Origin of the sequence: Sphingomonas sp. Leaf231 (assembly GCF_001421995.1) — a bacterium.
Lineage (GTDB): Bacteria > Pseudomonadota > Alphaproteobacteria > Sphingomonadales > Sphingomonadaceae > Sphingomonas.
On the sequence record NZ_LMLS01000002.1, the window covers coordinates 75,041 to 98,566 of the forward strand.

Annotated in this window: 22 protein-coding genes; 14 read left to right on the plus strand and 8 right to left on the minus strand. The window is 69.0% G+C overall.

From position 1 onward, the window contains the following. Positions 1-12: 12 nt before the first annotated feature. The 5 genes from fdxA (at position 13) to ASE95_RS06585 (ending at position 3,546) form a co-directional block, all read left to right on the plus strand. Positions 13-354, plus strand: a complete 342-nt coding sequence (gene fdxA, locus ASE95_RS06565; protein ID WP_056633569.1) for a ferredoxin FdxA — start codon at positions 13-15, stop codon at positions 352-354. Between the two features lie 5 nt (positions 355-359). Beyond that, the gene (locus ASE95_RS06570; protein ID WP_235528222.1) at positions 360-1,349 is read left to right on the plus strand and encodes a proline iminopeptidase-family hydrolase; all 990 of its coding nucleotides are present in this window, start codon (positions 360-362) and stop codon (positions 1,347-1,349) included. Between the two features lie 196 nt (positions 1,350-1,545). Beyond that, positions 1,546-2,079: a CarD family transcriptional regulator gene (locus ASE95_RS06575; protein ID WP_022684772.1), complete on the plus strand. Its 534-nt coding sequence runs from the start codon at positions 1,546-1,548 to the stop codon at positions 2,077-2,079. Between the two features lie 112 nt (positions 2,080-2,191). Next, on the plus strand, positions 2,192-2,902 hold the full coding sequence (locus ASE95_RS06580; RefSeq protein ID WP_082449988.1) for a head GIN domain-containing protein: 711 nt from the start codon (positions 2,192-2,194) through the stop codon (positions 2,900-2,902). Beyond that, positions 2,890-3,546, plus strand: coding sequence for a GIN domain-containing protein (locus ASE95_RS06585; RefSeq protein WP_162234672.1), 657 nt, complete (start codon positions 2,890-2,892; stop codon positions 3,544-3,546). The genes ASE95_RS06580 and ASE95_RS06585 overlap by 13 nt, the downstream gene beginning before the upstream one ends. A 204-nt stretch (positions 3,547-3,750) precedes the next feature. On the opposite strand, the gene ASE95_RS06590 is transcribed toward ASE95_RS06585, so the two are convergent. Both ASE95_RS06590 and ASE95_RS06595 read right to left on the minus strand, forming a co-directional pair. Continuing rightward, positions 3,751-4,290, minus strand: a complete 540-nt coding sequence (locus tag ASE95_RS06590) for a SixA phosphatase family protein (protein WP_056633576.1) — start codon at positions 4,288-4,290, stop codon at positions 3,751-3,753. A 15-nt stretch (positions 4,291-4,305) separates the two neighbouring features. Next, the gene (locus ASE95_RS06595) at positions 4,306-7,011 is read right to left on the minus strand and encodes an ATP-dependent DNA helicase (protein ID WP_443025454.1); all 2,706 of its coding nucleotides are present in this window, start codon (positions 7,009-7,011) and stop codon (positions 4,306-4,308) included. A 152-nt stretch (positions 7,012-7,163) separates the two neighbouring features. Here ASE95_RS06595 and sucC point away from each other — a divergent pair, with 152 nt between their 5' ends. From sucC to ung, 6 genes are all read left to right on the plus strand, one after another. Next, the gene (sucC, locus tag ASE95_RS06600; protein WP_056633579.1) at positions 7,164-8,363 is read left to right on the plus strand and encodes an ADP-forming succinate--CoA ligase subunit beta; all 1,200 of its coding nucleotides are present in this window, start codon (positions 7,164-7,166) and stop codon (positions 8,361-8,363) included. A gap of 182 nt (positions 8,364-8,545) precedes the next feature. Continuing rightward, positions 8,546-9,295 (plus strand): electron transfer flavoprotein subunit beta/FixA family protein, encoded by a 750-nt coding sequence (locus tag ASE95_RS06605; protein ID WP_056633582.1) that lies wholly within the window; start codon positions 8,546-8,548, stop codon positions 9,293-9,295. Further along, positions 9,292-10,221, plus strand: a complete 930-nt coding sequence (locus ASE95_RS06610; RefSeq protein WP_056633585.1) for an electron transfer flavoprotein subunit alpha/FixB family protein — start codon at positions 9,292-9,294, stop codon at positions 10,219-10,221. Before ASE95_RS06605 ends, ASE95_RS06610 begins: the two co-directional genes overlap by 4 nt. Before the next feature lie 319 nt (positions 10,222-10,540). Further along, complete coding sequence (locus tag ASE95_RS06615) at positions 10,541-11,194, plus strand: peptidylprolyl isomerase (protein WP_056635782.1); 654 nt, start codon at positions 10,541-10,543, stop codon at positions 11,192-11,194. Beyond that, the gene (locus ASE95_RS06620; protein WP_056633589.1) at positions 11,194-11,478 is read left to right on the plus strand and encodes an acylphosphatase; all 285 of its coding nucleotides are present in this window, start codon (positions 11,194-11,196) and stop codon (positions 11,476-11,478) included. Before ASE95_RS06615 ends, ASE95_RS06620 begins: the two co-directional genes overlap by 1 nt. A gap of 35 nt (positions 11,479-11,513) precedes the next feature. Continuing rightward, positions 11,514-12,224: a uracil-DNA glycosylase gene (gene ung, locus ASE95_RS06625; RefSeq protein WP_056633592.1), complete on the plus strand. Its 711-nt coding sequence runs from the start codon at positions 11,514-11,516 to the stop codon at positions 12,222-12,224. A gap of 2 nt (positions 12,225-12,226) precedes the next feature. Here ung and ASE95_RS06630 read toward each other — a convergent pair whose 3' ends face one another. After that, positions 12,227-12,637, minus strand: coding sequence for a hypothetical protein (locus tag ASE95_RS06630; RefSeq protein WP_082450064.1), 411 nt, complete (start codon positions 12,635-12,637; stop codon positions 12,227-12,229). Between the two features lie 144 nt (positions 12,638-12,781). Between ASE95_RS06630 and ASE95_RS06635 the strand changes: the two genes are divergently transcribed. Both ASE95_RS06635 and ASE95_RS06640 read left to right on the plus strand, forming a co-directional pair. Further along, a complete protein-coding gene (locus ASE95_RS06635) occupies positions 12,782-13,363 on the plus strand; it encodes a TIGR00730 family Rossman fold protein (RefSeq protein ID WP_056633598.1) in 582 nt (193 codons plus the stop codon). A gap of 42 nt (positions 13,364-13,405) precedes the next feature. Then, entirely contained in the window at positions 13,406-14,341 is a 936-nt protein-coding gene (locus tag ASE95_RS06640) for a phytoene/squalene synthase family protein (RefSeq protein ID WP_056633601.1), read from the plus strand. A gap of 59 nt (positions 14,342-14,400) precedes the next feature. On the opposite strand, the gene ASE95_RS06645 is transcribed toward ASE95_RS06640, so the two are convergent. The 4 genes from ASE95_RS06645 to ASE95_RS06660 form a co-directional block, all read right to left on the minus strand. Continuing rightward, positions 14,401-15,864, minus strand: coding sequence for a tryptophan halogenase family protein (locus ASE95_RS06645; protein WP_056633603.1), 1,464 nt, complete (start codon positions 15,862-15,864; stop codon positions 14,401-14,403). Beyond that, positions 15,861-16,874 carry a cupin-like domain-containing protein gene (locus ASE95_RS06650; RefSeq protein WP_056635784.1) on the minus strand — a complete coding sequence of 338 codons (1,014 nt, stop codon included), beginning with the start codon at positions 16,872-16,874 and terminating at the stop codon, positions 15,861-15,863. Before ASE95_RS06650 ends, ASE95_RS06645 begins: the two co-directional genes overlap by 4 nt. An 8-nt stretch (positions 16,875-16,882) precedes the next feature. Next, on the minus strand, positions 16,883-17,581 hold the full coding sequence (locus ASE95_RS06655; protein ID WP_056633606.1) for a SapC family protein: 699 nt from the start codon (positions 17,579-17,581) through the stop codon (positions 16,883-16,885). Positions 17,582-17,654: 73 nt separating this feature from the next. Continuing rightward, the gene (locus ASE95_RS06660) at positions 17,655-20,828 is read right to left on the minus strand and encodes a TonB-dependent receptor (RefSeq protein WP_082449990.1); all 3,174 of its coding nucleotides are present in this window, start codon (positions 20,826-20,828) and stop codon (positions 17,655-17,657) included. A gap of 258 nt (positions 20,829-21,086) precedes the next feature. On the opposite strand from ASE95_RS06660, the gene ASE95_RS06665 reads away from it, so the two are divergent. Then, a complete protein-coding gene (locus ASE95_RS06665; protein ID WP_056633612.1) occupies positions 21,087-22,694 on the plus strand; it encodes a glycoside hydrolase family 43 protein in 1,608 nt (535 codons plus the stop codon). Here the strand turns inward: ASE95_RS06665 and ASE95_RS06670 are convergent. Continuing rightward, positions 22,688-23,497 carry an inositol monophosphatase family protein gene (locus ASE95_RS06670; protein WP_056633615.1) on the minus strand — a complete coding sequence of 270 codons (810 nt, stop codon included), beginning with the start codon at positions 23,495-23,497 and terminating at the stop codon, positions 22,688-22,690. The two genes, ASE95_RS06665 and ASE95_RS06670, sit on opposite strands and share 7 nt — an antisense overlap. Between the last annotated feature and the right edge of the window lie 29 nt (positions 23,498-23,526).

The window sequence follows — 23,526 nt, forward strand, 5'->3', positions numbered from 1 at the left end:
GAATAGCCGACCATGACCTATGTCGTCACCGACGCCTGCATCCGCTGCAAGTACATGGACTGCGTGGAAGTATGTCCGGTCGACTGCTTCTACGAGGGCGAGAACATGCTCGTCATCAACCCGTCGGAATGCATCGATTGCGGGGTGTGCGAGCCGGAATGCCCGGCCGAGGCGATTCTGCCCGATACCGAAAGCGGGCTGGAGCAATGGCTGGAGCTGAACAACACCTTCTCCGCGCAATGGCCCAACGTAACACGCAAGATGGACCAGACCCCGCCCGACGCCGACGAGATGAAGGGCGTGGAGGCCAAATACGACAAGTTCTTCTCGCCCGAACCCGGCAAGGGCGACTGACGCGGGTGCGCCTGTCGCGGCGCACGCTGCTGGGCGCGGGCGCGGCGGCGTTTATCGCCCGACCATCCGTCGCGCGCACCGCCGCCTATCCGCCGCCGTCGCAGAAGGCGATGCTGCCGGTGCAGGGCGGGCGCGTGTATGTCCGCGTGAACGGCGACCTGAACGGCCCGCGCGCGCCGGTGGTGATGATCCACGGCGGACCGGGCGGCACGCATATCGGGATGCTCGACGCGCTGGCACTGGCCGACGAGCGTGCGGTGATTCTCTACGATCAGCTCGACAGCGGGCGTTCGGACTGGCCGCAGGATCCCGCGAACTGGACGGTCGCGCGGTTCGTCGACGAACTGGACGCGGTCCGACGCGGGCTGGGTGTCCCGCGCTGGCACATTTGCGGCATCAGCTGGGGTGGCACGATCGCGCTTGAATATGCGGCGCGGCGTCCCGCCGATCTGGCCAGCGTGGTGCTCGGCGGGCCGTTGATCTCGACCCGTGCGTGGCTGGCGGATGCCGACGCGCTGCGCGCCGCATTGCCCCGGGCGACCCGCGACGCACTGACCGCGTGCGAGGGGAAGGCGCCTCCCGCGGCAGCGGTCTGCGATGGGGCGACCCAGGTCTTCTATCGCCATTACAACCGCCGCGAGGATGCCACGGCGGCGATGCGCGCGGCGGCGGCCATGCCCGGCAATCGCGGCTCGAATCAGCGGCTTTACGAGGCGATGTGGGGCAGGAGCGAGTTCGTCGCGACCGGCAGCCTGCGGGACTATGACGGCACGCCGCTGCTGGCGAGGCTGGATGCGCGCCGCACCTTGTTCATGGTCGGCCAGCATGACGAGGCGCGGCCGGCAACGGCGCTGGATTTCGCCGCCCGCGTGCCCGGCGGTGCCGAACTCGCCGTCATCCCCGGCGCGGCGCACGGCACATTGTCTGACCGCCCGGTCGAGACGGTGGGCGTGCTGCGCGGGTGGCTGCGCCGTCACGACACGCCCGCATTGTAAAAAAGTTCCAGCCCGGCAACGTCACTGCCCCAAACAGGCTGGAAATTTTCTGGTGGATTGTATATAGACGACCGGCACGGGCACTTTCTTAGTGTCCGCCGGAGACGTCCAACCTATCGCCCCCGCACGAACCGACGCGTCGCGACGCTTGCGTCACGGATCGTGCCTATGGGTCACAACATTGGAAAGGCCACCTATGGCTGCCAAGGCTCTGCATTTCGATGTCGGCGACTATGTCGTCTATCCCAAGCACGGCGTCGGGCGCGTCATCGAGCTGCAGAAACAGGAAATCGCCGGCATGCAGCTGGAGCTGTACGTCCTGCGTTTCGAAAAGGAGCGCATGACGCTGCGCGTGCCCACGAACAAGGCCGAGTCCGTGGGCATGCGCAAGCTGTCCTCTGACAAGACGATGCGTGAGGCGATGGAGACGCTCAAGGGCAAGCCGAAGGTGAAGCGCACCATGTGGTCGCGCCGCGCCCAGGAATATGAGGCGAAGATCAACTCGGGCGACCTCGCGTCGATCGCCGAGGTGGTCCGCGACCTGTTCCGTGCCGACGACCAGCCCGAGCAGAGCTATTCCGAGCGGCAGATCTTCGAGGGTGCGTGCAGCCGTCTGGCGCGCGAACTCGCCGCGATGGAGCAAATCGACGAACCCGCCGCGCAGGAGAAGATCCTCGACATCCTCCGCAAGGCGGCGGCGATCTACAACAAGGACAAGGTGCCCGCCTGACGCGGTCACCATCCCTGTTGCGTGCGGAAGGGCGGCCGGCGACGGTCGCCCTTTTCGTTTGTGCGCGATGCCCGCGTGTATTATTCAGGCAATACACGACGGGAGATGCAGGATGCGGACGATGGTTCTGGCGGCACTGCTGCCGCTGATGGCGTGCGGGGTTGCCGCGGCTGACACGAACGCCGGCATCCCGGCGCGCGGCACCGGCAACGTCCGCACCTTCGACGCACGCGATTTCTCGGCCGTGAAGCTGGGTGGCAGCGACGACGTGGTGGTGCGGGTCGGCGGCGATTACGCGGTGCGCGCGGAGGGCGATCCCCGCATCCTCGACCGGCTGAAGATCACGCGCGACGGCGGGGCGCTCACCATCTCCCGCCGCTCCGATGGCGGACGGGGGCATGCGCGCGTGTTCGTCACCTTGCCGGCGATCGACAGCGCCTCGATCGGCGGATCGGGAAACATGACGATCGATCGCGTCACCGGACCCAGCTTCGAGGGGCGAATCGCGGGGTCGGGGAACATGACCCTGGCGCAGGTCGCGACGCGGGCCCTGTCGATCGGGATCACCGGGTCCGGGACCGTCGCGGCGCGCGGCACGACGGAACGTCTGTCGGCAAGAAGCGCCGGATCGGGGAGCATCGACGCGGCGCAACTCGTCGCGCGCACGGCCGAGGTCGGTTCGGTGGGCTCCGGCGATATCCGCGCCACCGTCAGGGGCGGTGCCGAAGTCTCCTCGGTCGGCTCTGGCGATGTCGATCTCGGCCGCGACGCGCAATGCCGCGTTCGGAAGGCGGGGTCGGGCGACGTGCGATGCGGCGGCTGATCGCGCTCGCCGCGCTGTTGTCGCACCCCGCGCAGGCGGCGGAACGACGTTGGCCGGTGGGTAGCGTCGAGCGCCTCCGGGTCGAGGCGCCGGTCACGGTGCACGTCACGACCGGCGGCGGCAACGGCGTACGCGCCACCGCCGCGAACCGTGCCACGCTCGATGCGCTTGACCTGCGCGTCGACGGCGCGACGCTCACGATCCGCGCGCCGCGGGGCAGCCCGACCGCCGAGCTCTTCATCGCCACGCCGCGGCTCGACACGCTCGCGCTGTTCGCGCCCGCCTCCGTCACGGTCGACACGCTGCGCGGCGGACGTGCCGGCGTGTCGGTGTCGGGCGCGGGCGACGTCACGATCGCACGGGTCGACGCCGATACCTTCACCGCGACCCTCGTGGGCGAAGGCACGATCACCGCCGCGGGCCGCGCCGCGGAGGTGCGGCTCGCCGGCAACGGACCCGGCACGATCGACACGACCCGCCTGTCCGCCGATCGCGTCGCCGTTCAGGCCGCCGGTGACATCATCGTCCGCACCGCCGCGCGCAGCACCGCGCAGGTCACCGCCGGCCCCGATGCCCAGGTCGTGGTCGCCGGCCGCCCGCAATGCACGATCCGCGCGACGAAGCGTGACACGGTGCGCTGCTGACGATGCGGTCGCGCTGAACGACCGTTCGGCGTCCCCGAAACGCCCTCGCCCGGTTCGCGTCCGGCCCAAATGGCGGCGCGACACTGCAAAGCCTGATGAAACGGCGCAAGGTTGCCCCCTGCCGCCGAAACCGCGCCAGCCGTAGGTTACGAACGTCATTTCCGCCGGCAACGCAGCCGCTGAACGCCCCCTGGACGCCCTTGCTCAGTCGGCGTCCGGTCCCAGTGTCGGGTCGACGTCGCGCGGGCGGATGAAGCGGCGCAGGGTCGCGCGTCCTGTCGCGACGTCGCGCCAGTCGTCGGTATCGAACGTCATTTCCGCCAGCGTCGCCGTGGGGTATTTCTGCGCCACCGCCTCCCGCAGGCCGCCCGCATCGTCGGGGACCAGCAACATCGTCAGCTCTTCCAGCCCGGGATTGTGCCCGATCAGCAGCAGCGAGCGGGTGTCGCCGCCGGTTTCATGGACCACGTCCAGCAAGGTCGCCGCGGAGGCGAGGTACAGCCGGCGGTCCCATTCCGGCGACAAGGCACGCGCCAGTCCACCCTCGACCTCCGTCACCGTTTCCTGCACGCGCGCCGCCGGCGACGCGATCACGCGGTCGAAGTCCAGCCCCAGCGATTGCACGTGCCGCCCCATTGCCGCCGCCGCACGCCGGCCCTTGAGGTTCAGCGGCCGGTCGTAATCGCGCGCTACCGGATCGTCCCAGCCAGATTTGGCATGGCGCAGCAGCGTCAGCGTCTTCACCGGCCAGCATCTCCGTCAGGCATCGAGGGGCGCGTCATGCCCGATGTTCGTGCCCGTGGATAGCCGCCGCCGGACCCTTTCGACCGCCTCGTCCAGCGGCACGCGCGTCACCGGCACGCCCGGCGGAAACGCGTCGAGCAACCGCGACGGCATCGCCGCCGACAACAGCACGAACAGCCCCGCATCGCTGTCGCGCCGGATCAACCGCCCGAACGCCTGCGCCAGCCGCGCGCGCACGATCCGGTCGTCATACGCGCTGCCGCCCCCCGCCAGCCGCCGCGCGGCGTGGAGCACGGTCGGCTTGGGCCACGGCACGCCCTCCATCACCACCAGCCGCAGCGAATGGCCGGGCACGTCCACCCCGTCGCGCAGCGCGTCGGTGCCGAACAGGCTGGCGTGCGGATCATCGCGGAAGATGTCGACCAGCGTGCCGGTATCGACCGGATCGACATGCTGTGCGTGGAGCGGCAGCCCGGCGCGCGCCAGACGGTCGGCGACGCGCGCATGCACCGCGCGCAACCGCCGGATCGCGGTGAACAGCCCCAGCGCCCCGCCCGCGCTCGCCTCCACCAGCCGGGCATAGGCGTTGGCGAGTGCGGGGATGTCGCCGCGCTTCACGTCGGTGACGATCACCACCTCCGCGCGCGCCGCATAATCGAACGGGCTTTGCACCTGGAACCGCCCCGGCGCGCGGGTCAGGTGCGGCGCACCCACCCGTGCCTCCGCGGTGTCCCAGTCGCCCCCGCCGGTCAGCGTCGCGGACGTGACCAGCGCGCCGTGCGCGCCCTTCAGCACCGTCTCGGCGAACGGCAGCGTCGGGTCCAGCCAGCGACGGTGCAGCCCCATGTCATACTCGCGCCCCTCGACCCGGTCGACCGCCAGCCAGTCGACGAAACGCGGGTCCGCCGGTCCGCCGATCCGCGCCAGCAGCGCCAGCCACCCCGCCACCGTCTCCGCGCGCCAGCCGAGCGAGGCGATCGCCCCCTCCACCCGCGCGCGTGCCGGTCCGTCCAGCCAGTCCGGCCCCTCCGCCAGCACCGCCTCCAGCCGCTTGCCCAGCGCCACCATCGGCCGCACCAGCGCGTCCAGCGCGTGCGCGGCGGGTGCCGCCGCCTCGATCAGTTCGGGCGACGGCTCCGCCAGTTCGGTTTCCAGCCCGTAGCCCGCGTCGGCGCCGCGCTCCTCGGCACGCGCATAGGCCAGCCCGCGCACCGCCCCCAGCAACGCCTCGATCGCGCCGAACGGCTGGCCTTCCGCCACCCGCGCCAGCCACCCGTCGGATGCCAGCGCCTGCGCCGCGCCGACGATGTCGGTCACCGCCCGCCCGCCCTGTTCGTCGTAACTGGCCACGTCGGACAGTCGCGCCTGCAACCCGCGCCGCCGCCCGCGCGACGTGCCTTCCGGCCCGACGATCCAGCGCCGCAGTTCGATCGCCTCCGCTCCGGTCAGCGCGGTGCCGAACATCGCGTCGGCGGCGTCGAACAGGTGATGTCCCTCGTCGAAGACGTAGCGGGTGGGCCGCGTCGACAATTCGCGCCCGCGTGCGGCGTTGACCATCACCAGCGCGTGGTTGGCGATGACCAGATCGGCTTCGGCGGAGGAACGCGCCGCGCGCTCGATGAAGCACTTCCGGTAATGCGGACACCCCGCATACACGCACTCGCCGCGCCGGTCGGTCAGCGCGGTGGTGCCGTTGCGCCGGAACAAGGCGACCAGCCAGCCCGGCAGGTCGCCACCGATCATGTCGCCGTCGTCGGTATAGGCCGCCCAGCGTGCGACCAGATGCGCCAGGATCGCCGCTCGCCCTGCAAACCCGCCCTGCAAGGCGTCTTCCAGATTGAGCAGGCACAGGTAATTCTCGCGGCCCTTGCGCGTCACCACCCTGGCCTTGCGCAGCGCGCGGTCCGGATGGAGCCGGCGCGTCTCGTGTCCCAATTGGCGTTGCAGCGCCTTGGTATAGGTCGACACCCACACCGCGCCGCCCGCCTGTTCCGCCCACAGGCTGGCCGGGGCGAGATAGCCCAGCGTCTTGCCGATGCCGGTCCCCGCCTCCGCCAGCACCATATTGGGCGTGTCGCGCGCCACGCGCGGTGCGAAGGCGGCGCTGGCCGCCGCGGCATAGGCGCGCTGTCCGGCGCGCGGCTCCGCATTCGCGCCGGTCAGCCGATCGAGCCGGTCGAGCACCGCCTTGTCGTCCAGCGTGATGCTGCGTGGTGCGGGCCGCGGCGCGGCCTCCTCCCATTCGGGCAGCCGCGCGAACAGCCAGCGTTCGTTCTGCGCCGGTTTTGGCGTCTGCGCCGCCACGATCGGCGCCCAGGCCCAGCGTGCCCGCGTCAGCGACTGCGCGGCGGTCCACGCCCCCTCGCGCTCCGGCCACTCGCCCGCGGTCGCCGCCAGCATTCGCTCGGCGGCATCGCGCAGGAACCCCGCGACCGCATCGTCGCGCTCGGGCGGTGCCAGCCCACATGCATCCGCCACGCCCTTTGGCGTCGGCACCATGAACCGCGCCGGGTGCAGGAACGCGAACAATTCCAGGAGGTCGAGCCCCGACAGATCGGCATAACCCAGCCGTTGCCCGATCAATGGCGCGTTCAGCAGGATCACCGGCGTGTCCGCCGCCAGCCGGATCGCCTCGCCGCGCGACACGGCGCGCGTCTCACCGTCATGCGCCACCCAGATGCCGGAATGGCTGGCGTGCAACGCGGGATGGGGCAACCGGATCACCGGATCGACATGCCGCAACGGGAACGTTCTGGCAACGACAACCACCTATTGCACATGGTTCGCAATTGCGCGACGATAAAGGGTGGATTCGCGCGACCCGCTGTGCTTTAGGCTGGAGCGATTTTATCGCTGTACCTGGGAGAGCCCCCGTGAACATCCACGAATATCAGGCCAAGGAACTGCTCGCGAAATTCGGCGTGCCCGTACCGGCCGGCTTTGCCGCGATGAGCGTGGATGAAGCGGTCGCCGCATCGAAGAAGTTGCCCGGACCGCTCTATGTCGTGAAGGCACAGATCCACGCCGGCGGCCGCGGCAAGGGCAAGTTCACCGAACTGGCCGAAGGCAGCAAGGGCGGCGTCCGCCTGGCGAAGACCGAGGAAGAGGTGCGCCACGCCGCGACCGAGATGCTCGGCAACACGCTGGTGACGATCCAGACCGGAGAGGCCGGCAAGCAGGTCAACCGCCTGTACGTGACCGACGGCGTCGACATCGCCAAGGAATTTTACCTCGCGCTGCTCGTCAACCGCGCGACCGGCCGCATCTCGTTCGTCGCCTCGACCGAGGGCGGCATGGATATCGAGACCGTGGCGCATGACACGCCCGAGAAGATCCTGTCGATCGACGTCGATCCCGCGACCGGTTATCAGCCGCACCACGGCCGCGCCATCGCCGGCGCGCTGCAGCTGAGCGGCGATCTCGCCAAGCAGGCGGCGCATGTCGCGTCGAAGCTGTACGACGCGTTCCTCGGCACCGATGCCGAGCAGATCGAGATCAACCCGCTGGCGGTGACCGAGGACGGCAAGCTGATGGTGCTCGACGCCAAGGTGGCGTTCGACGGCAATGCGATGTTCCGCCACAAGGATCTCGCCGAGCTGCGCGACGAGACCGAGGAGGATGCCGCCGAGCTGGAAGCGTCGAAGTACGACCTGGCCTATATCAAGCTGGACGGCGACATCGGCTGCATGGTCAACGGTGCCGGCCTCGCCATGGCGACGATGGACATCATCAAGCTGAACGGGATGTTCCCGGCCAACTTCCTCGACGTCGGCGGCGGCGCTTCGAAGGAGAAGGTGACGGCGGCGTTCAAGATCATCCTCGCCGATCCCGCGGTGAAGGGCATTCTCGTCAACATCTTCGGCGGGATCATGAAGTGCGACATCATCGCCGAGGGCATCGTCGCCGCGGCGAAGGAAGTGAACCTGTCGGTGCCGCTGGTCGTCCGGCTCGAGGGCACGAACGTCGACAAGGGCAAGGAAATCCTGTCGACCTCGGGCCTCGCGATCGTTCCCGCCAACGATCTGGGCGACGCCGCGAAGAAGATCGTGGCCGAGGTCAAGAAGGTCGCCTGACCTTCCTGCCGGATCGGTGATTCGTCGAAGCGGGCCGGGCGCGAAAGCGTACCGGCCCGTTTTCGCGTCCGGTGACGCTACGACATGGCCCGTACGCCGTACCCGACTTGCGAAACACACGCGGAACAGCCACATCCGCCCCGGAGAACGTCTGTGAAGAACCCCATCCGGAAGGAGCCTCGATGAAGGTCTTGGTGCCCGTCAAGCGCGTGCTTGACTATAATGTGAAGCCCCGCGTGAAGGCGGACGGGTCGGGCGTCGACCTCGCCAACGTCAAGATGAGCATGAACCCCTTCGACGAGATCGCGGTCGAGGAAGCGATCCGCCTGAAGGAAAAGGGCGTCGTGACCGAGATCGTCGTGGTTTCGATCGGCGAGCCCAAGGCGCAGGACACGCTGCGCACCGCCCTGGCGATGGGGGCCGATCGCGCGATCCTCGTCACGTCCGACACGAAGGTCGAGCCGCTGGGGGTCGCAAAGCTGCTGGCGAAGATCGTCGAGGAGGAACAGCCGCAGCTGGTGATCCTCGGCAAGCAGGCGATCGACGACGACAACAACCAGACCGGGCAGATGCTCGCCGGATTGCTCGGCTGGGGCCAGGGCACGTTCGCATCGAAGGTTGAACTGGCGGCCGACGCGGTCACCGTGACGCGCGAGATCGATGGCGGGCTGGAGACCGACACGTTCAAACTGCCCGCGATCGTCACCACCGACCTGCGCCTCAACGAACCGCGCTACGCGTCGCTGCCCAACATCATGAAGGCCAAGTCGAAGCCGCTGGTGACGAAGACCGCGGCCGACCTCGGCGTCGATGTGACGCCGCGTCTGACCATCGTCAGCGTCGCCGAACCGGCCAAGCGGCAGGCGGGGGTCAAGGTCGCCGACGTCGATGAACTGGTCAACAAGCTCAAGTCGATGGGGATTGCCAAGTGAAGACGCTCGTTTGGGTCGAGCACGACGGCCAGGCCGTCCGTGACGCCACGCTTTCCGCGGTGACCGCTGCGGCGAAGCTGGGCGAGGTTCACCTGCTGGTCGCCGGCCAGGAGGTCGGCGCGGTGGCGGAGGCGGCGGCCAGGATCGCCGGCGTGGGCAAGGTCCATGTTGCCGACGACGCCGCCTATGCGCATCAACTGGCCGAGAACGTCGCGCCGCTGGTCGTCGAACTGATGGGCCACCACGACGCCTTCGTCGTGCCCGCCACCACCACCGGCAAGGCGGTCGCCCCGCGCGTCGCCGCGCTGCTGGACGTCATGCAGATCAGCGACATCCTGTCGGTGGAGGGCGAGAACACGTTCACCCGCCCGATCTACGCCGGCAACGCGATCGCCACGGTGAAGACGTCGGATGCGCGGATGGTCATCACCGTGCGCGGCACCGCCTTCGAAAAGGCTGCGCCGGAAGGTGGCTCGGGCACGATCGAGGCGGTCGCCACGACCGGCGACGCCGGCCTTTCGACCTTCGTCGGGCAGGAGATCGCCGCGCTGACCCGGCCCGAGCTGACCAGCGCCCGCGTGATCGTGTCGGGTGGCCGCGCGCTCGGCTCGGGGGAGAAGTTCCACGAACTGATCGAGCCGCTCGCCGACAAGCTGGGCGCGGGCGTCGGTGCCAGCCGCGCGGCGGTCGACGCAGGCTATGTCCCCAACGACTATCAGGTCGGCCAGACCGGCAAGATCGTCGCCCCCGAGGTCTATGTGGCGGTCGGCATCTCCGGCGCGATCCAGCACCTCGCCGGCATGAAGGACAGCAAGACGATCATCGCAATCAACAAGGACGAGGATGCGCCGATCTTCCAGGTGGCGGACCTCGGACTGGTCGGCGACCTGTTCAAGATCGTCCCGGAGCTGACCGGGAAGCTCTGACGGGCGCAAGGCGGGCAGCCAGCAAGGCGAAGCTGCCCGCCGCCCCTTCCCCGCCGCACGCATCCACCACGGCGTGGGGTGCCCTCCCACGCCGTGGTCGCGAAAGACGAGGGAACACGGCGCCAACCGTCATGACGGCATCGCGAGGCGATTCATCGCCGGACCAGCACACGCCGAAGCGCGTCACGACACCCGCCATGGCGAGCATGGATTGATCTTACATGACCGCCGTGCAGGATTCCTCCCCATCATGACTGCCGTCCGCGCCGGGGATCTGACCACGTTGCGATCGTCGCGGGCGATCCGTACACCGCTGCCCATGCGCTCCCCCCACCTTCTGCTCGCCGCCATTGTCGCGCTCACCGTGTTTCCCGCCGCCGCGCAACGCGCCGATCGTCCGACGCCGGGGTGGGTGCGCGTGCGCTTCGAGACCGCAGACGGCCCGATCGTCCTCGCGCTCGACCGGCGCCATGCGCCGCTCACCACCGCCAATTTCCTGCGCTACGTCGACGATGGCCGCTTCGACGGGGTCAGCTTCTATCGTACCGCGCGCAGCAGGAAGGCACCCGGCACCGGCTTCATCCAGTCGGGCATCCGCACCGACGCGCGGCGGTTCCTCGATACGATCCCGCACGAATCCACGAAGCAGACCGGCATCCGCCACCTCGACATGACCGTATCGATGGCGCGCAAGGGGCCGCCGGGATCGGCCAACGGCAATTTCTTCATCACGGTCGGCCCCGCCGCCTATATGGACTGGAGCGCGCGCGACCCCGGCTATGCCGCCTTCGGACGCGTGGTCGCCGGGCAGAAGACCGTGAAGCGCATCCTGGCCGAGCCGACCGGGCAGCAGATGAACGGCACGCTGATGCTGCGCCCGGTGATCGTCACCCGCGCGGTCCGCCTCGATGGCAAGCCCGCGCCGACCGGGCGTCCGCGTCCGTGGCTGCTCGAACATCGCCGCGACGGGTGATGCGCCGGCACCTTTCCATCACCGGCCGTGTGCAGGGCGTCGGCTATCGTGACGGCTTCGCCGCGCAGGCCCGCGCGCTCGATCTTGCCGGCTGGGTCCGCAACCGCACCGACGGCAGCGTCGAGGCGGTGGTGGAGGGCACCCCCGATGCAATGAAAACCATCACCACCTATGCGCGCCGCGGCCCGCCCGCCGCGCGCGTCGCCGACGTCGCGGTCGGCGATGCGCCCGCCGAACCGAACAGCGAACCACTGGCCGGGTTCGTGCGCCGCGCCACTGCCTGACTTGCGCCACCGCCCGCGCGATGACAGGTGAGGCCATGCCCGCGCCCGACCTGCAAGCGATCGACCCGAGCTGGCGCGCCGCGCTCGCCGCCGACCTTTCCGGTGACGCCATGGCCGCGCTGCACCGCTTCCTCGCCGCGGAAGAGGCCGCGGGCACGCGCATCTTCCCGCCCGCCGCCGATCGTTTCCGCGCGCTGGAACTCACGCCGCTGCCGGCGGTGCGCGCCGTGATCCTCGGGCAGGACCCGTATCATGGTGCCGGACAGGCGCACGGCCTGTGCTTCTCGGTGCGCCCCGGCGTCAAACCGCCGCCCAGCCTCGCCAACATCTACCGCGAACTCGCCAGCGACTGCGGCATCGCCCCACCCACGAACGGCTTTCTCGAATCATGGGCGCGGCAGGGGGTATTGCTGCTCAACACCGTGCTGACCGTGGCGGAGGGGCGCGCCGCCGCGCATCGCGGGCGCGGCTGGGAACGGCTGACCGACGCGATCATCCGCGCGGTCGTAGCCGACGCCGCTCCGACCGTGTTCATGCTATGGGGCAGCCACGCGCAGGCGAAGGCGGCGCTGGTGCGACAGGGGGGCGACGATCGCCACCTGATCCTCACCGCTCCCCACCCCTCGCCGCTGTCGGCGTACAAGGGCTGGTTCGGCTCGGGTCATTTCAGCAAGGCCAACGCCTTCCTCGAAGCGCACGGACGCAGACGGATCGACTGGAGCGTCCCGCCGCTGGCTCCGGCCTGAGGCTAAGCAAGGCGCTCCGATCCCCACGCCCGCGATGCCGTGGCGAGCACGAAGAGCATGAAGGCGATCTGCGCCATCACCCCCGGCGCTTGCACCAGCGTTCGCAGCAGCGGCGGAAAGTAGCGCGCCTCGATCCACAGATTGTGGATCACGTCGGTCACGATGATCGCGATCGTCGCCGCGACACCGGCGTTCGGGCGCGCGAACAGCAGGACGACGGCGGCGGGGTCGAGGAACGAGAGCGACGTCCAGAAGATCGCGGTCGCGACGGGAAAGCCGCCATAATCCCAATATAGCCCGTGCTGGAGCAGGATCGCCCAATGGTTGGCGGTCGCACCCAGCAGGCACAAAGCGTAGATCACCCGCAGGATCAGGCTGCGCCGCTGCGCGCTTTGCTCCGCCGCTCGCCCCATCCGCGCTTCATGGACCGCGCCCGCCGCGCGCGTCAATTCGCCCCGGGCGGGACGGCGCGCGGGGCGCGGGCAATTCGGGGCGGGGCGGCGGGCGGCGCTCCGCGACGGTTGCTCCGCCCGCGCCGATCCCGTAGCGCTGCGTCCATGAAGCGCCTTGCCATCTACTGCGGCTCCGCCACGCCCGCCGACCCCTTCTACATCGATCTCGCGCGGGAGGTCGGGCATGCGCTTGCCACGCGCGGCATCGGTGTCGTCTACGGCGGCGGGCGGCTCGGGCTGATGGGTGCGATCGCCGACGCGGCGCTGGCGGCGGGCGGCGAGGTGATCGGCGTCATCCCGCAGGCGCTGGTCGATGCGGAGGTCGCGCATCGCGGCCTGACCGAACTTCACGTCGTCACGGGCATGCACCAGCGCAAGCAGCTGTTCACCGACCTTGCCGACGGTTTCGTCACATTGCCCGGCGGCACCGGTACGATGGACGAATTGTGGGAGGCGCTCAGCTGGGCACAGCTCGGCTACCACGCCGATCCGGTCGGCTTGCTCAACGCGCGCGGTTATTACGATGCGATCGTCGCCTTTTGGGAGAAGATGGGCGAGGTCGGCTTCCTGCGCGCGCAGCACCGCGACCTCCTGATCGTCGCCGATACGCTCGACGTCCTGCTGGATCGCATGGCCGCGCACGTGCCGACCCAGCCGATCGTGCGCATGGCCGCGTCCGATTTGTAAGACGGCGACCGTTCGGCCGGCGCCCCGTAAAGGGGCGCAGCCGTGACCCAGGATCGCGCGGCGCTGGTCGAAACCGCGCGTGCCTCGATCGCGCGCGGGTCAAAAAGCTTCGCCGCCGCCTCGAAGCTGTTTGCGCCGGTGGTGCGCGAACGCGCGTGGCTGCTCTACGCCTGGTGCCGCGCATGCGACGATCTGGTCGACGGGCAGGATCACGGCCATGGCCGTACCCTCGTCACCGACGCACGCGAACGGGTCGCGCGGGTCCGCGCGCTCAGCGACGCCGCGCTCGATGGCCAGCCGACCGGCGACCCCGCGTTCGACGCACTGGGCGTCGTCGCGCGCGAAACCGGGCTGCCGCGCCGCTTCGTCCATGACGTGATCGACGGCTTTCAGCTCGACGCCGACGACTGGCATCCCCGCAGCGAGAACGATCTGTATCGTTACTGCTACCATGTCGCGGGTGCTGTCGGCTGCCTGATGGCGGTGGTGATGGGGGTGTCGCCCGACGACGACGCGACGCTCGACCGCGCCTGCGATCTCGGTCTCGCTTTCCAGCTCGCCAATATCGCCCGCGACATCGAGGAGGATGATCGGGTCGCGCGCTGTTACCTGCCCGACGACTGGCTGGTCGAAATGGACATGCCGCCCGGCCAGCACATGAAGCCGCCGTTCCGCGAACGGCTGGCGGTGCTCGCCCGCCGGCTGGCGACGCGCGCGCAATCGCACGAGGATAGCGCGCGGATCGGCACGAAGGCGCTGTCGTTCCGCTCCGCCTGGGCGGTGCTGGCGGCGGCGGGGATCTACGGCGACATCGCCCGCGCCGTGGCGGCGCGCGGCATCCACGCCTGGGATAACCGGGTCACCACATCGAAGTCGGCGAAGCTCGGCTGGATCGCACGGGCGGGCATACAGGCGGCGCGGCGTCACCTGCTACCCGACACCCCGCGCGACACCCGCCTCTGGACCCGCCCGCGCTGACCCCTCCCGTGCTGGCACATCCCGCGCTGGCACCCCGCACGTAGCGGCGCGCGGCGGCGTCACACCTGGTCGAGATACGCCTGATGCAGCGGCAACCCGCGCACCGCGCCGGTCACCTGCCCCGCGAGATGCGCCAGCGTCTGTTCCAATCGTCCCGGCGGCATCATCCGCGCCACCCGGTTATGCCCGGCCGGTTCCAGCTTCTGCCCCAGCATCACCTGCACCCACGATGTGACGGTGAACAATTCGTCGCTCGCCTGAAACGCCTGCGCGCTCTCCCGGAACAGCGCGATCCGTTCGACCAGCGTGTCGGGCAGCGGCATGTCGCGCATCCGTTGCCAGAACGGCTCGTCGCGTTGGTTCAGCGTGTAGTGCAGGATGATGAAGTCGCGCACGCCCTCGATCTCGCGCCGTGCCATGTCGTTGAAGCGCGCCGCCGCCGCCGCGCTCACCCCGTCGAACGGGAATAGCTGCAACAGCCGCGTCAGCGCGATCATGATCAGGTGGATGCTGGTCGATTCCAGCGGCTCGACGAATCCGCCCGCCAGCGACAATGCGATGCAGTTCCGCTCCCACGCCTTCACCCGCCGCCCGGTGCGGAACCGGATCACGCGCGGCTCGATCAACGTCTCGCCCGCCACGTTGCCCAGCAAGCGCGCGCGCGCCTCGTCGTCGGACAGATAGGCGCTGGCATAGACGATGCCGTTGCCGACGCGGTGTTGCAGCGGGATGCGCCACTGCCATCCCGCTTCATGCGCGATCGCGCGCGTGTACGGCACCGCCGGCGCGGTGGCGGTGGTCTGCACCGCGATCGCGCGGTCGGTGGCCAGCCACTGCCCCCAATCCTCATAACCGACGTCCAGCGTCTCCCCGATCAACAGCGCCCGGAACCCGGTGCAATCGAGGAACAGGTCGCCCTCGACGCGCGTCCCGTCCTCCATCACCAGCGCGGCGATGCCGCCGCTATCGCCATCGCGTTCGACGCGCGCGATCTTCCCCTCGATACGGCGCAGCCCGTCCGCCTCGCACCGCTCACGGAGATATCGGGCATAACGCGCCGCATCGAAGTGATAGGCGTAGTTCAGCCCCGCCTCCGCGCCGCCCGCGAACCGCTCCGCGCGCGCCGCTTCATGCTCGACGCAATAGGTGCCCAGTTCGCCCGCCCGCCCCTGCGCGCGCGCCTCCAGCCAGAAATGGTGGAAGTCGGCCATCCACGTCGATTGCCCCAGCTTCCCGAACGAATGGAGATAATGTTCGTCCGGGCGCGTCCATCCCTCGAACGAAATGCCCAGCTTGTAACTGGCCCCGGTCGCCCGCACGAAGTCGCGCTCGTCCACCCCGATCAGCTCGTGGAAGGCGCGTACCGTGGGAATGGTCGATTCGCCGACGCCGACCGTGCCGATCTCCTCCGATTCGACCAGCGTCACCGCCACCATCGCGCCGAGTTGCTTGGTCAGCATCGCCGCCGCCAGCCACCCCGCGGTGCCACCGCCCGCGATCACCACCCGCCGCACAGCCGTCATCGGTTCAGCTTCCTCAACAATTCGGCGCGCAACCGCCGCGCGGCCACCTCATCCAGCGGGGCGAGCGGGCCGCGCGCCGCAACCGGCAGATGCGCCGCCGCCCGCCCGGCCTCACCGAACACGTAATAATCGAACATCGCGCGCCAGGCGTCCTTCTCCGCCGCCGGCCGGTCGCGCAGGCTCAGCAGCGCGTGGAGCAGTGTGTTCATCGGCGTGTCCATGAAGGCCGGCGCGTCGTTCCACCAGTAATTCACCAGCACGTTGAACGCGTCCAGCGCCTCGACATGGTGCCACCACAGCGCGGGATAGACCACCGCATCCCCCGGCCCCAGTTCGGCCACCTGCGCCGCCGCCACCGCCTTTACGAAATCGGGGAAGCGCGCCAGGTCGGGCGCACGGAAATCGACCAGCGACACCACTTGCCCGCCGGGCGTCGGCTCCAGGGGGCCGGGATAGAGATGCGCGACCTGATCGGGCGGGAACAACGTGAACCGCCGCCGGCCGACCGCGCAGCAGGCGATGTTGTTCGCCATGTCGTAATGCGCCTGCGCGGTCGTGCGCGTGCCGATCCAGATGCTGCGCAACACGCGCGCAGCATCGGCGCGCGCCAGCGGGTTCGCCGTGGTGAGGCCGGGGAAGAACTGGTCGAGGTCGGTCGAGCCGATATAGAAGGACGGCGCGCCATCCTCCCCGGTCGCGGCGAGCATCCGCGCCAGATAATCGTCCAGCGCCACGCGCTCGGCATCGAAGTCGAGCCGGGTCAGCGTCTCGTCGTAGAAATAGCGCCCGCCACGATCCGCCGCCGCCGTATATCCTGCGCCCGGCCGCCCGTTATAGAAGCGCAGCAGGTAATCCACAGCCGCCTGCGGCCCCGCTTGCCCCGCCGCCACCAGCGGCCAGCCGGCGACCAGTCCGCGCACCACCACCGGCTGCCCGCCCGCGACCAGCGCGGCAAGATCGCGCGCCGTCGGATCGTCCGCGGCGATCTCGCGCACCCGCACGTCGGTGATCGCGGCGCTCACCCTGCCACCCGCAGCGATTTCAGTTCGATCAGCCGCTCGATATTGCCCAGCGATGCCGCCGCCATCGTCGCGGCGCGCAGCAGCCCGTTGCCGTGCAGCCGCCCCAGCACCTCACCCGACAGCGCGGCCAGCGCCGCCTGATCGATCGTCATCACGTCGCTGATCTCATACCCGCCGGCATCGCCCAGATCGATGCGCAGCGTCACGTCCCGCAGCAGCCCCGCCGCCGCCAGATCGGCGTGGATCGCTCCCGCGCTCGCCTCCCCGTCGCGCAGCACGCGCAACGCGGCGGTGACATGCTCCAGATACGGCGCATCGCCGCCATGGTCGCGGAACAGCGGCAACCCGCCCGCCGCACCGACCCGCGGATCGTCCAGGTCGACCTGCACCACCTCCTCGCCACGCGCCGACATCGCCAGCGCGAACGGTCCACGCCGCTGCACCGCCGGTACGTAGCGGGTCGTCCAGCGATCGCCCTCGACGAACAGGTTCTCGCCGCGGTCCAGCCCCAGCAGCACGAAGGCGCGAATGCCGGCGTCGCCGCGCCGGAACACGATCGGCAGGTCGCGTTGCGCCTCCTCGAACTCGGCGGGCATGATCGGCAGCAGATTGGCATGATCGCCGAACGCGGCACCGGCGCGGACGACGACGGTCAGCGCGGCATGATCGACATTGTCGAGCGGGACGAAGGTCATCGGATCATTCTTCCAAACGCAAAGGGCCACCGCAAGCGATGGCCCTCCACTGTCTACCGGATCGTCGCGCCGGTCAGAAGCGGTAGCGCGCGCCCAGCAGGATGCGCGGCTTCAGCTCCTGTGCGAACACCAGGTTCCGCTTCGTGCGGCCATAGGTCTGCACGCTCTCGCTGGTCAGGTTGATTCCTTCCAGCGTCACCGCGATCCGGTCGTTCACGTCATAGCTGACGTTGACGTCCAGCGTTCCGAACGGGGCCACGAACAACGGGTTGCGGTTGCCGCCCTGGTTGGTCGCCGCCAGGTATTTGTCGCGCCAATTGTACGCCACGCGGGCCGAAATGCCGTTCTTGTCGTAGATCGCGGTGGCATTCGCGCTGTTGCCCAGCCCGGTCAGCGCGAAGATGTTCACCGTCGGATCGGCATAGGGATCGACGTTCACGTCCCCGCTGACCTTGGTGAACGACCCGGCGAAGCCGAAACCGGTGTTCCCGAAGAAGTTCGTCCACGCCAGTTCGAAGCCGTGGATCTTCCCCTCGCGATTGTTGATCGGCTGCGAGACGGAGAAGTTGAACAGCGGGTCGTTCGGGTCGGCGGACACGTCGACCTGCGACAGGATGGTGTCGACGAACGTCTGCTGAAGCCCGCGCCCGGCGACGTAATTGGCGTTGAACTGCGTCGTCGCCGCGGCCTGATTGCCGCCGTTCTGCACCAGCAACGCGGTATAGGTGAACAGGTTGACGTCGCTCTGGTCGTAGCCGTTGGTGCGCAGGAACGCCGCCGCGGTGCCCGATCGCGAACCCGCCGCGCCCGAGCTGGGATCGCGCAACCCGAACAGGTTCTGGTTGACGATGCCGGTGCCCAGGAAGTTGGCGACGCGCTTGTCGAAGAAGCCGATCGAAACGAAGCTGGACGGCTTGTAATACCATTCCAGCGACACGTCGAAATTGTCCGACAGCAGCGGCAACAGGTTCGCGTTGCCCTTGCTGCCGGTCGGAATCCCGCCAAGCGCGGTTGGACGGCCCGGTGCCCCTGCGGATTCGGTCGCGAACAGATTGCCGTAATCGGGGCGGGCCAGCGTGCGGCTGAACGACACGCGCGCCTTTACGTTGGTGATCGGCTCGATGCTGAAATCGACCGCCGGCAGCAGGTTCTCGTAATTGCCGCGCTGCCGTCGCGCTTCGAAGATGCCGCTCGAATCGCCGCGGAAGTCGTTGTCGGCGGTCCAGACGATGTTGTTATAGGTCTGCAACGCGTCCGACCGGACGCGCGTCTGCTCGTAGCGCGCGCCGATCACCAGGTTCGCGGGCTTGCCGGCAACCTCGCCGTTCCACGTGAACTGGCCGAACACCGCCCAGATATTCTCGCGCACGGTATCGTCCGCCGGGGCCGACGGGGCGGGGGGCGAACCCAGCCCGGAGTAATAGGGGCTCAGCACATTGTAGAGGTCGATCGCATTGCCGCGGAACGCGATCAGCGACGATCCCGTCGAAGCCGGGTCGAAATGGTCGAACTTGCAGGTCAGGCAATATTGCTGGACCAGCTCGGGCGCCAGTTGCTGGATGATCCCTGGGTTCTGCAGGCCCCAGTCGCCCAGCGTCTGCTGGGTCTGGGTCTGCGTCGACCGCATCTTGGAATCGGTATAGTTGAAGCCGGCGTCGACGCGGCTGCCGCCGCCCAGGTCCCAGCCCAGTCGCGCCTGGATCTGGTCGATCCGCTGCGTCTGGCGCGAGATGATCGTGCGCGCCGGGGCCGAACCCAGATCGCCGATATCCAGCACGCCGTTGCAATTGCCCTTGGGCGCAGCGGTCGGATCGGCCCGATAGCAATCGTTGATCGACTGCGCCTGCTGCGGGAAGCCGGTGCTGAAATCGAGCGAATGACCCTGGATCACCGGCGCGCCCAGCGCCACCGTCGTCGCGGTGCTGCCGTTGGGATTGTCGGGCGACGACGTCGACACCGAGTGATGCCCGTCGACCGTCAACGTGACGTTGGGGATGAACTCCCACTTCGCATTCAGGCCGACCGACCCCAGCCGTGCCTTGGTGGCGGCCTGCTGCTGCTCGAAGCCTTCGTCCTTCGGGCTGGTCGGCAGGTAATCGCGCAGGAACGTCGCGGTCGCCATGTTGGGGTTGTCGTCGAAACGGACTTCGCTGAACGGCCGGTTGAACCAGTTCGTCTGCTCGCTGCGCTGCTCGCGCAGGCGGTTCTGCGCGAACAGGCTGTCGACGGTGAATTCCAGCGTGTCGGTCGGCTTGAATTGCAACACGCCCTGGAAGTTGATGCGCTCACGACGGTTTTCGGAGAATTGGTAGCGGCTGTCGTTGGGCACCAGCACGTATGGCGCGGTCGGGCGGTTCTGGATCACCGTCTGCGTGTTGATGAAGGTGCCGGGATTGAAGAAGTCCGCGGTCGGGATGACGTTCCAGTAATTCGGGTTCGACTGCGCCGACGCCGAATACCGCAGCTGGTAGCTGCCGAACACTGCGGCACCGAACGTGCCGGCTTCGTTGGCATAGTTCAGCAGCCCCGACAGTTCGGGAGTGACACGGTGCTTGGAGTCCTCCGACTTTTCCACCGACGTGTCGTACAGCGCCTTGCCGCCGATCGATCCGGTCACGCCGCCTTCACGCGAATCCAGCGGCTTGCGCGTGCTGATGTTGATCGCTGCGCCGATGCCACCCGACGGCACCGCCGCGCGCCCGGTCTTGTAGACCTCCAGCCCGCTGACGCCTTCCGACGCGATGTTCTGGAAATCGAACGAACGCCCCGCGCCGCGCGCGAACAAATTGCCGCCGCTGGTATCGATGTTGGTGGCGGGCAGCTGCCGGCCGTTGATCGTGACGAGATTGAACCCGCCGGAGAAGCCGCGCACCGACACCTGCGAACCTTCGCCGTTCACGCGGTTGATCGACACGCCGGTGATGCGCTGCAACGATTCCGCGAGGTTGGTGTCGGGGAACTTGCCGATGTCCTCGGCGCTGATCGCGTCGACGACGCCCGCGGATTCGCGCTTGATCGCGATCGCACGGTCAAGGCTGGCGCGAACGCCGGTGACGACGATGTCGTCCGCGCTCGCCGTATCGGCCTGCGGTGCGCCGGCATCGGCCGGCTGCGCGTTGGTCGGGCTTTCGGTGGCGGTGGCGCCTCCCGTCTGCGCGGCGGCAAGGCCCGGTACCGCTGCGGCAACCGCCAGCGCCCAGACCGACGACGAGCGTGCGAGCACGCCCATGACTTGACTTCCCTTCATCAACCCCTCCTGCGGCACGGCATGTCGCCGTTGTCTTCAAGTTTCTGACTTTATTGCTGTTATCGCTACCGGCGGCATCGGCACTGTCAATCGCGTCATGGTCGCATATCCCGGCGCTTTCCCGCGATTTTACATCTTGTTGCGCGACGGTGTGGCAGTACGGCCACAGTATCTTTCAGGGGTGCCATGTTGTTTCACGGGCGCGCGGAGCCAGTCAATTCACGACGTTACGTGAAATCGTTTGTGGGGAATTCACCGATGCAGCCTTTGACGATCCCGCCGCTGCGACGCCTGGTCCACATCGCCGTCACGGCGCTCACGGGCGTGACCGCCGCCGCGTCGGCGCAGGTATGGCAAAGCGACCGGGGCGACGGCACTTACGCCAATCCCCCGCTCAACGCGGACTACCCGGATCCGGACATCATCCGCGTCGGCGCGGACTTCTATTTCGCCAGCACCACCTTCGCCAACGTTCCCGGACTCACGCTGCTTCACTCGCGCGATCTGGTGAATTGGGACATCGTGTCGCATCTGATCCCGCGGCTCGACGGAGAGCCGCCGTTCGACGCCCGGCACGGCGGATCGTACCGCCACGGCATCTACGCCCCCAGCCTGCGGTATCGCGACGGAACCTTCTACGTCGCTGTGACGCCGGTCGGGCAGCACACCCGCGTCTACCGCGCGCGCGATCCGAAGGGCCCGTGGACGTACGTCACGCTGGATCGTGCCGCCTTCGATCCGGCGCTGTTCTTCGACGACGACGGCACCGCCTATCTGGCCACGTCGATCGGCAGCGACGGGACGATCACGCTCCACACCCTCGATCGCGGCGTCGCGCGGATCACCGCGTCGCGCGTCATCCATTACAACAAGGGCGCGGAGGGATCGAAGATCATCAAGCGCGCCGGTTTCTACTATCTCTTCAATGCCATCCCCGGCCGGCTCGCGCTCACCGTCTCGCGGGCGCGCGCACTGGCCGGGCCGTGGGAAACGCGGGCGCAGATCGACGATACCACCGGCGGGCATCAGGGGGCGCTGGTCGATCTGCCGGGCGGCGGCTGGTACGGATTCGTCATGCGCGATGCCGGCGCGATCGGGCGCGTGACCAACATCAGCCCGGTGTTCTGGCGGGACGACTGGCCGGTGTGGGGCACCCCCGACGCACCCGGGCGGGTTCCGGATGTCGCGCGAAAGCCGATCCCGGGTGCGGCTCTGCGCGCGCCGCCTGCGTCGGACGAGTTCGGCACGCCGGTGCTGGGCCGCCAATGGCAGTGGAACCACGATCCGCTCGATCGCCGCTGGTCGCTGACCCGGCGTCCCGGCTGGCTGCGCCTCCACGCCGCGCCGGGCGATCAATTATGGTGGGCACGCAACACCTTGTTGCAGAAGGGCCAGGCACCGCGCGCCCGCGGGGAGGTGGTGGTCGACACGCGCGGCCTGCGCCCCGGCGACGTCTGCGGCTTCGGCACGTTCGGGAAGTTCGCCGCGCAACTGTCGGTGGTCGGGGGACAAGCCGGCCGCCGCACCCTGACGATGCGCGTGACGGAGGATCGCGCCGACGGTCCGCACGTCGAGGTGCGGGAGCCGGGGCGACCGGTAAAGGCGCATCGATTGTGGCTGCGCACCGACATGGACTTCCCCGCCGGGTTCGCCACGTTGTCCTATAGCGAGGACGGCCGTCGCTTCACGCCGCTCGGCGGCGATGTGCCGCTGGTGTTCGACTGGCGGACGGGCACGTTCCAGGGCGTGCAATTCGCCCTGTCCTGCTACAATCCCGCGACACGGGCCGGCGGCTGGATCGACATCGATCGCTTTACGCTGTCCGCCTTCGCCCCGCCCCCCGCCGCGAACTCCGCTCCTCAGTGATCGTGCGCGTGGGCGTTGCGTAGCGCCTCCAGCACGTCGTCGGTGCGCGCCGGGTCGCCGATCGCCAGCACGTGGCCGGCGCTGGCGGCGGTCAGCGGATCGCCGTTCCAGTCGCACATCCGCCCGCCAGCACCCTCGACGATCGGCGCGAGTGCCGCGAAATCATACAATTGCAGCCCCGATTCGCAGACGATATCCAGGTGGCCGCTCGCCAGCAGCCCGTAATTGTAGCAATCGCCGCCATAGACCGGCCCCTGCCGTGGCGCACCGCCGCTGGCCGCGGTGACCAGCGCCATGAAGTGCGGCACGTCCGCGTCCTCGAACAGATGCGGGCTGGTCGTGGCGATGATCGCCCCGTCCAGCGCGGCGCAGGTCCGTGTCCGCGCGGGCACGTCGTTCAGCAGCGTCGGGCGTCCCGCCACCCCGGTCCAGCGTTCGCGCTGCACCGGCTGGTCGATGATCCCCAGCACCGGCCAGCCATCCTCGACCAGCGCGATCAGCGTGCCGAAGATCGCGCGGCCGGCGGTGAAGCTGCGCGTGCCGTCGATCGGGTCCAGCACCCATTGCCGCCCGGTCACGCCGTCCTTCACGCCATGTTCCTCGCCGACCACGCCGTCGCCGGGGCATTCGGCATCGAGCAGCCGGCGCATCGCCGCCTCCGCCTCGCGGTCGGCGCGGGTCACGGGGGAGCGGTCGGCCTTCATTTCCAAACCGGCGGGCTGGCGGAAATACGGGCGGATCACCGCGCCGGCGGCGTCGGCGAGGCGGTGGGCGAGCGCGATGTCGGCGGGTCGGACGGGCATGCCCCTGCCTATCGCCCGCCGCGCCGGTG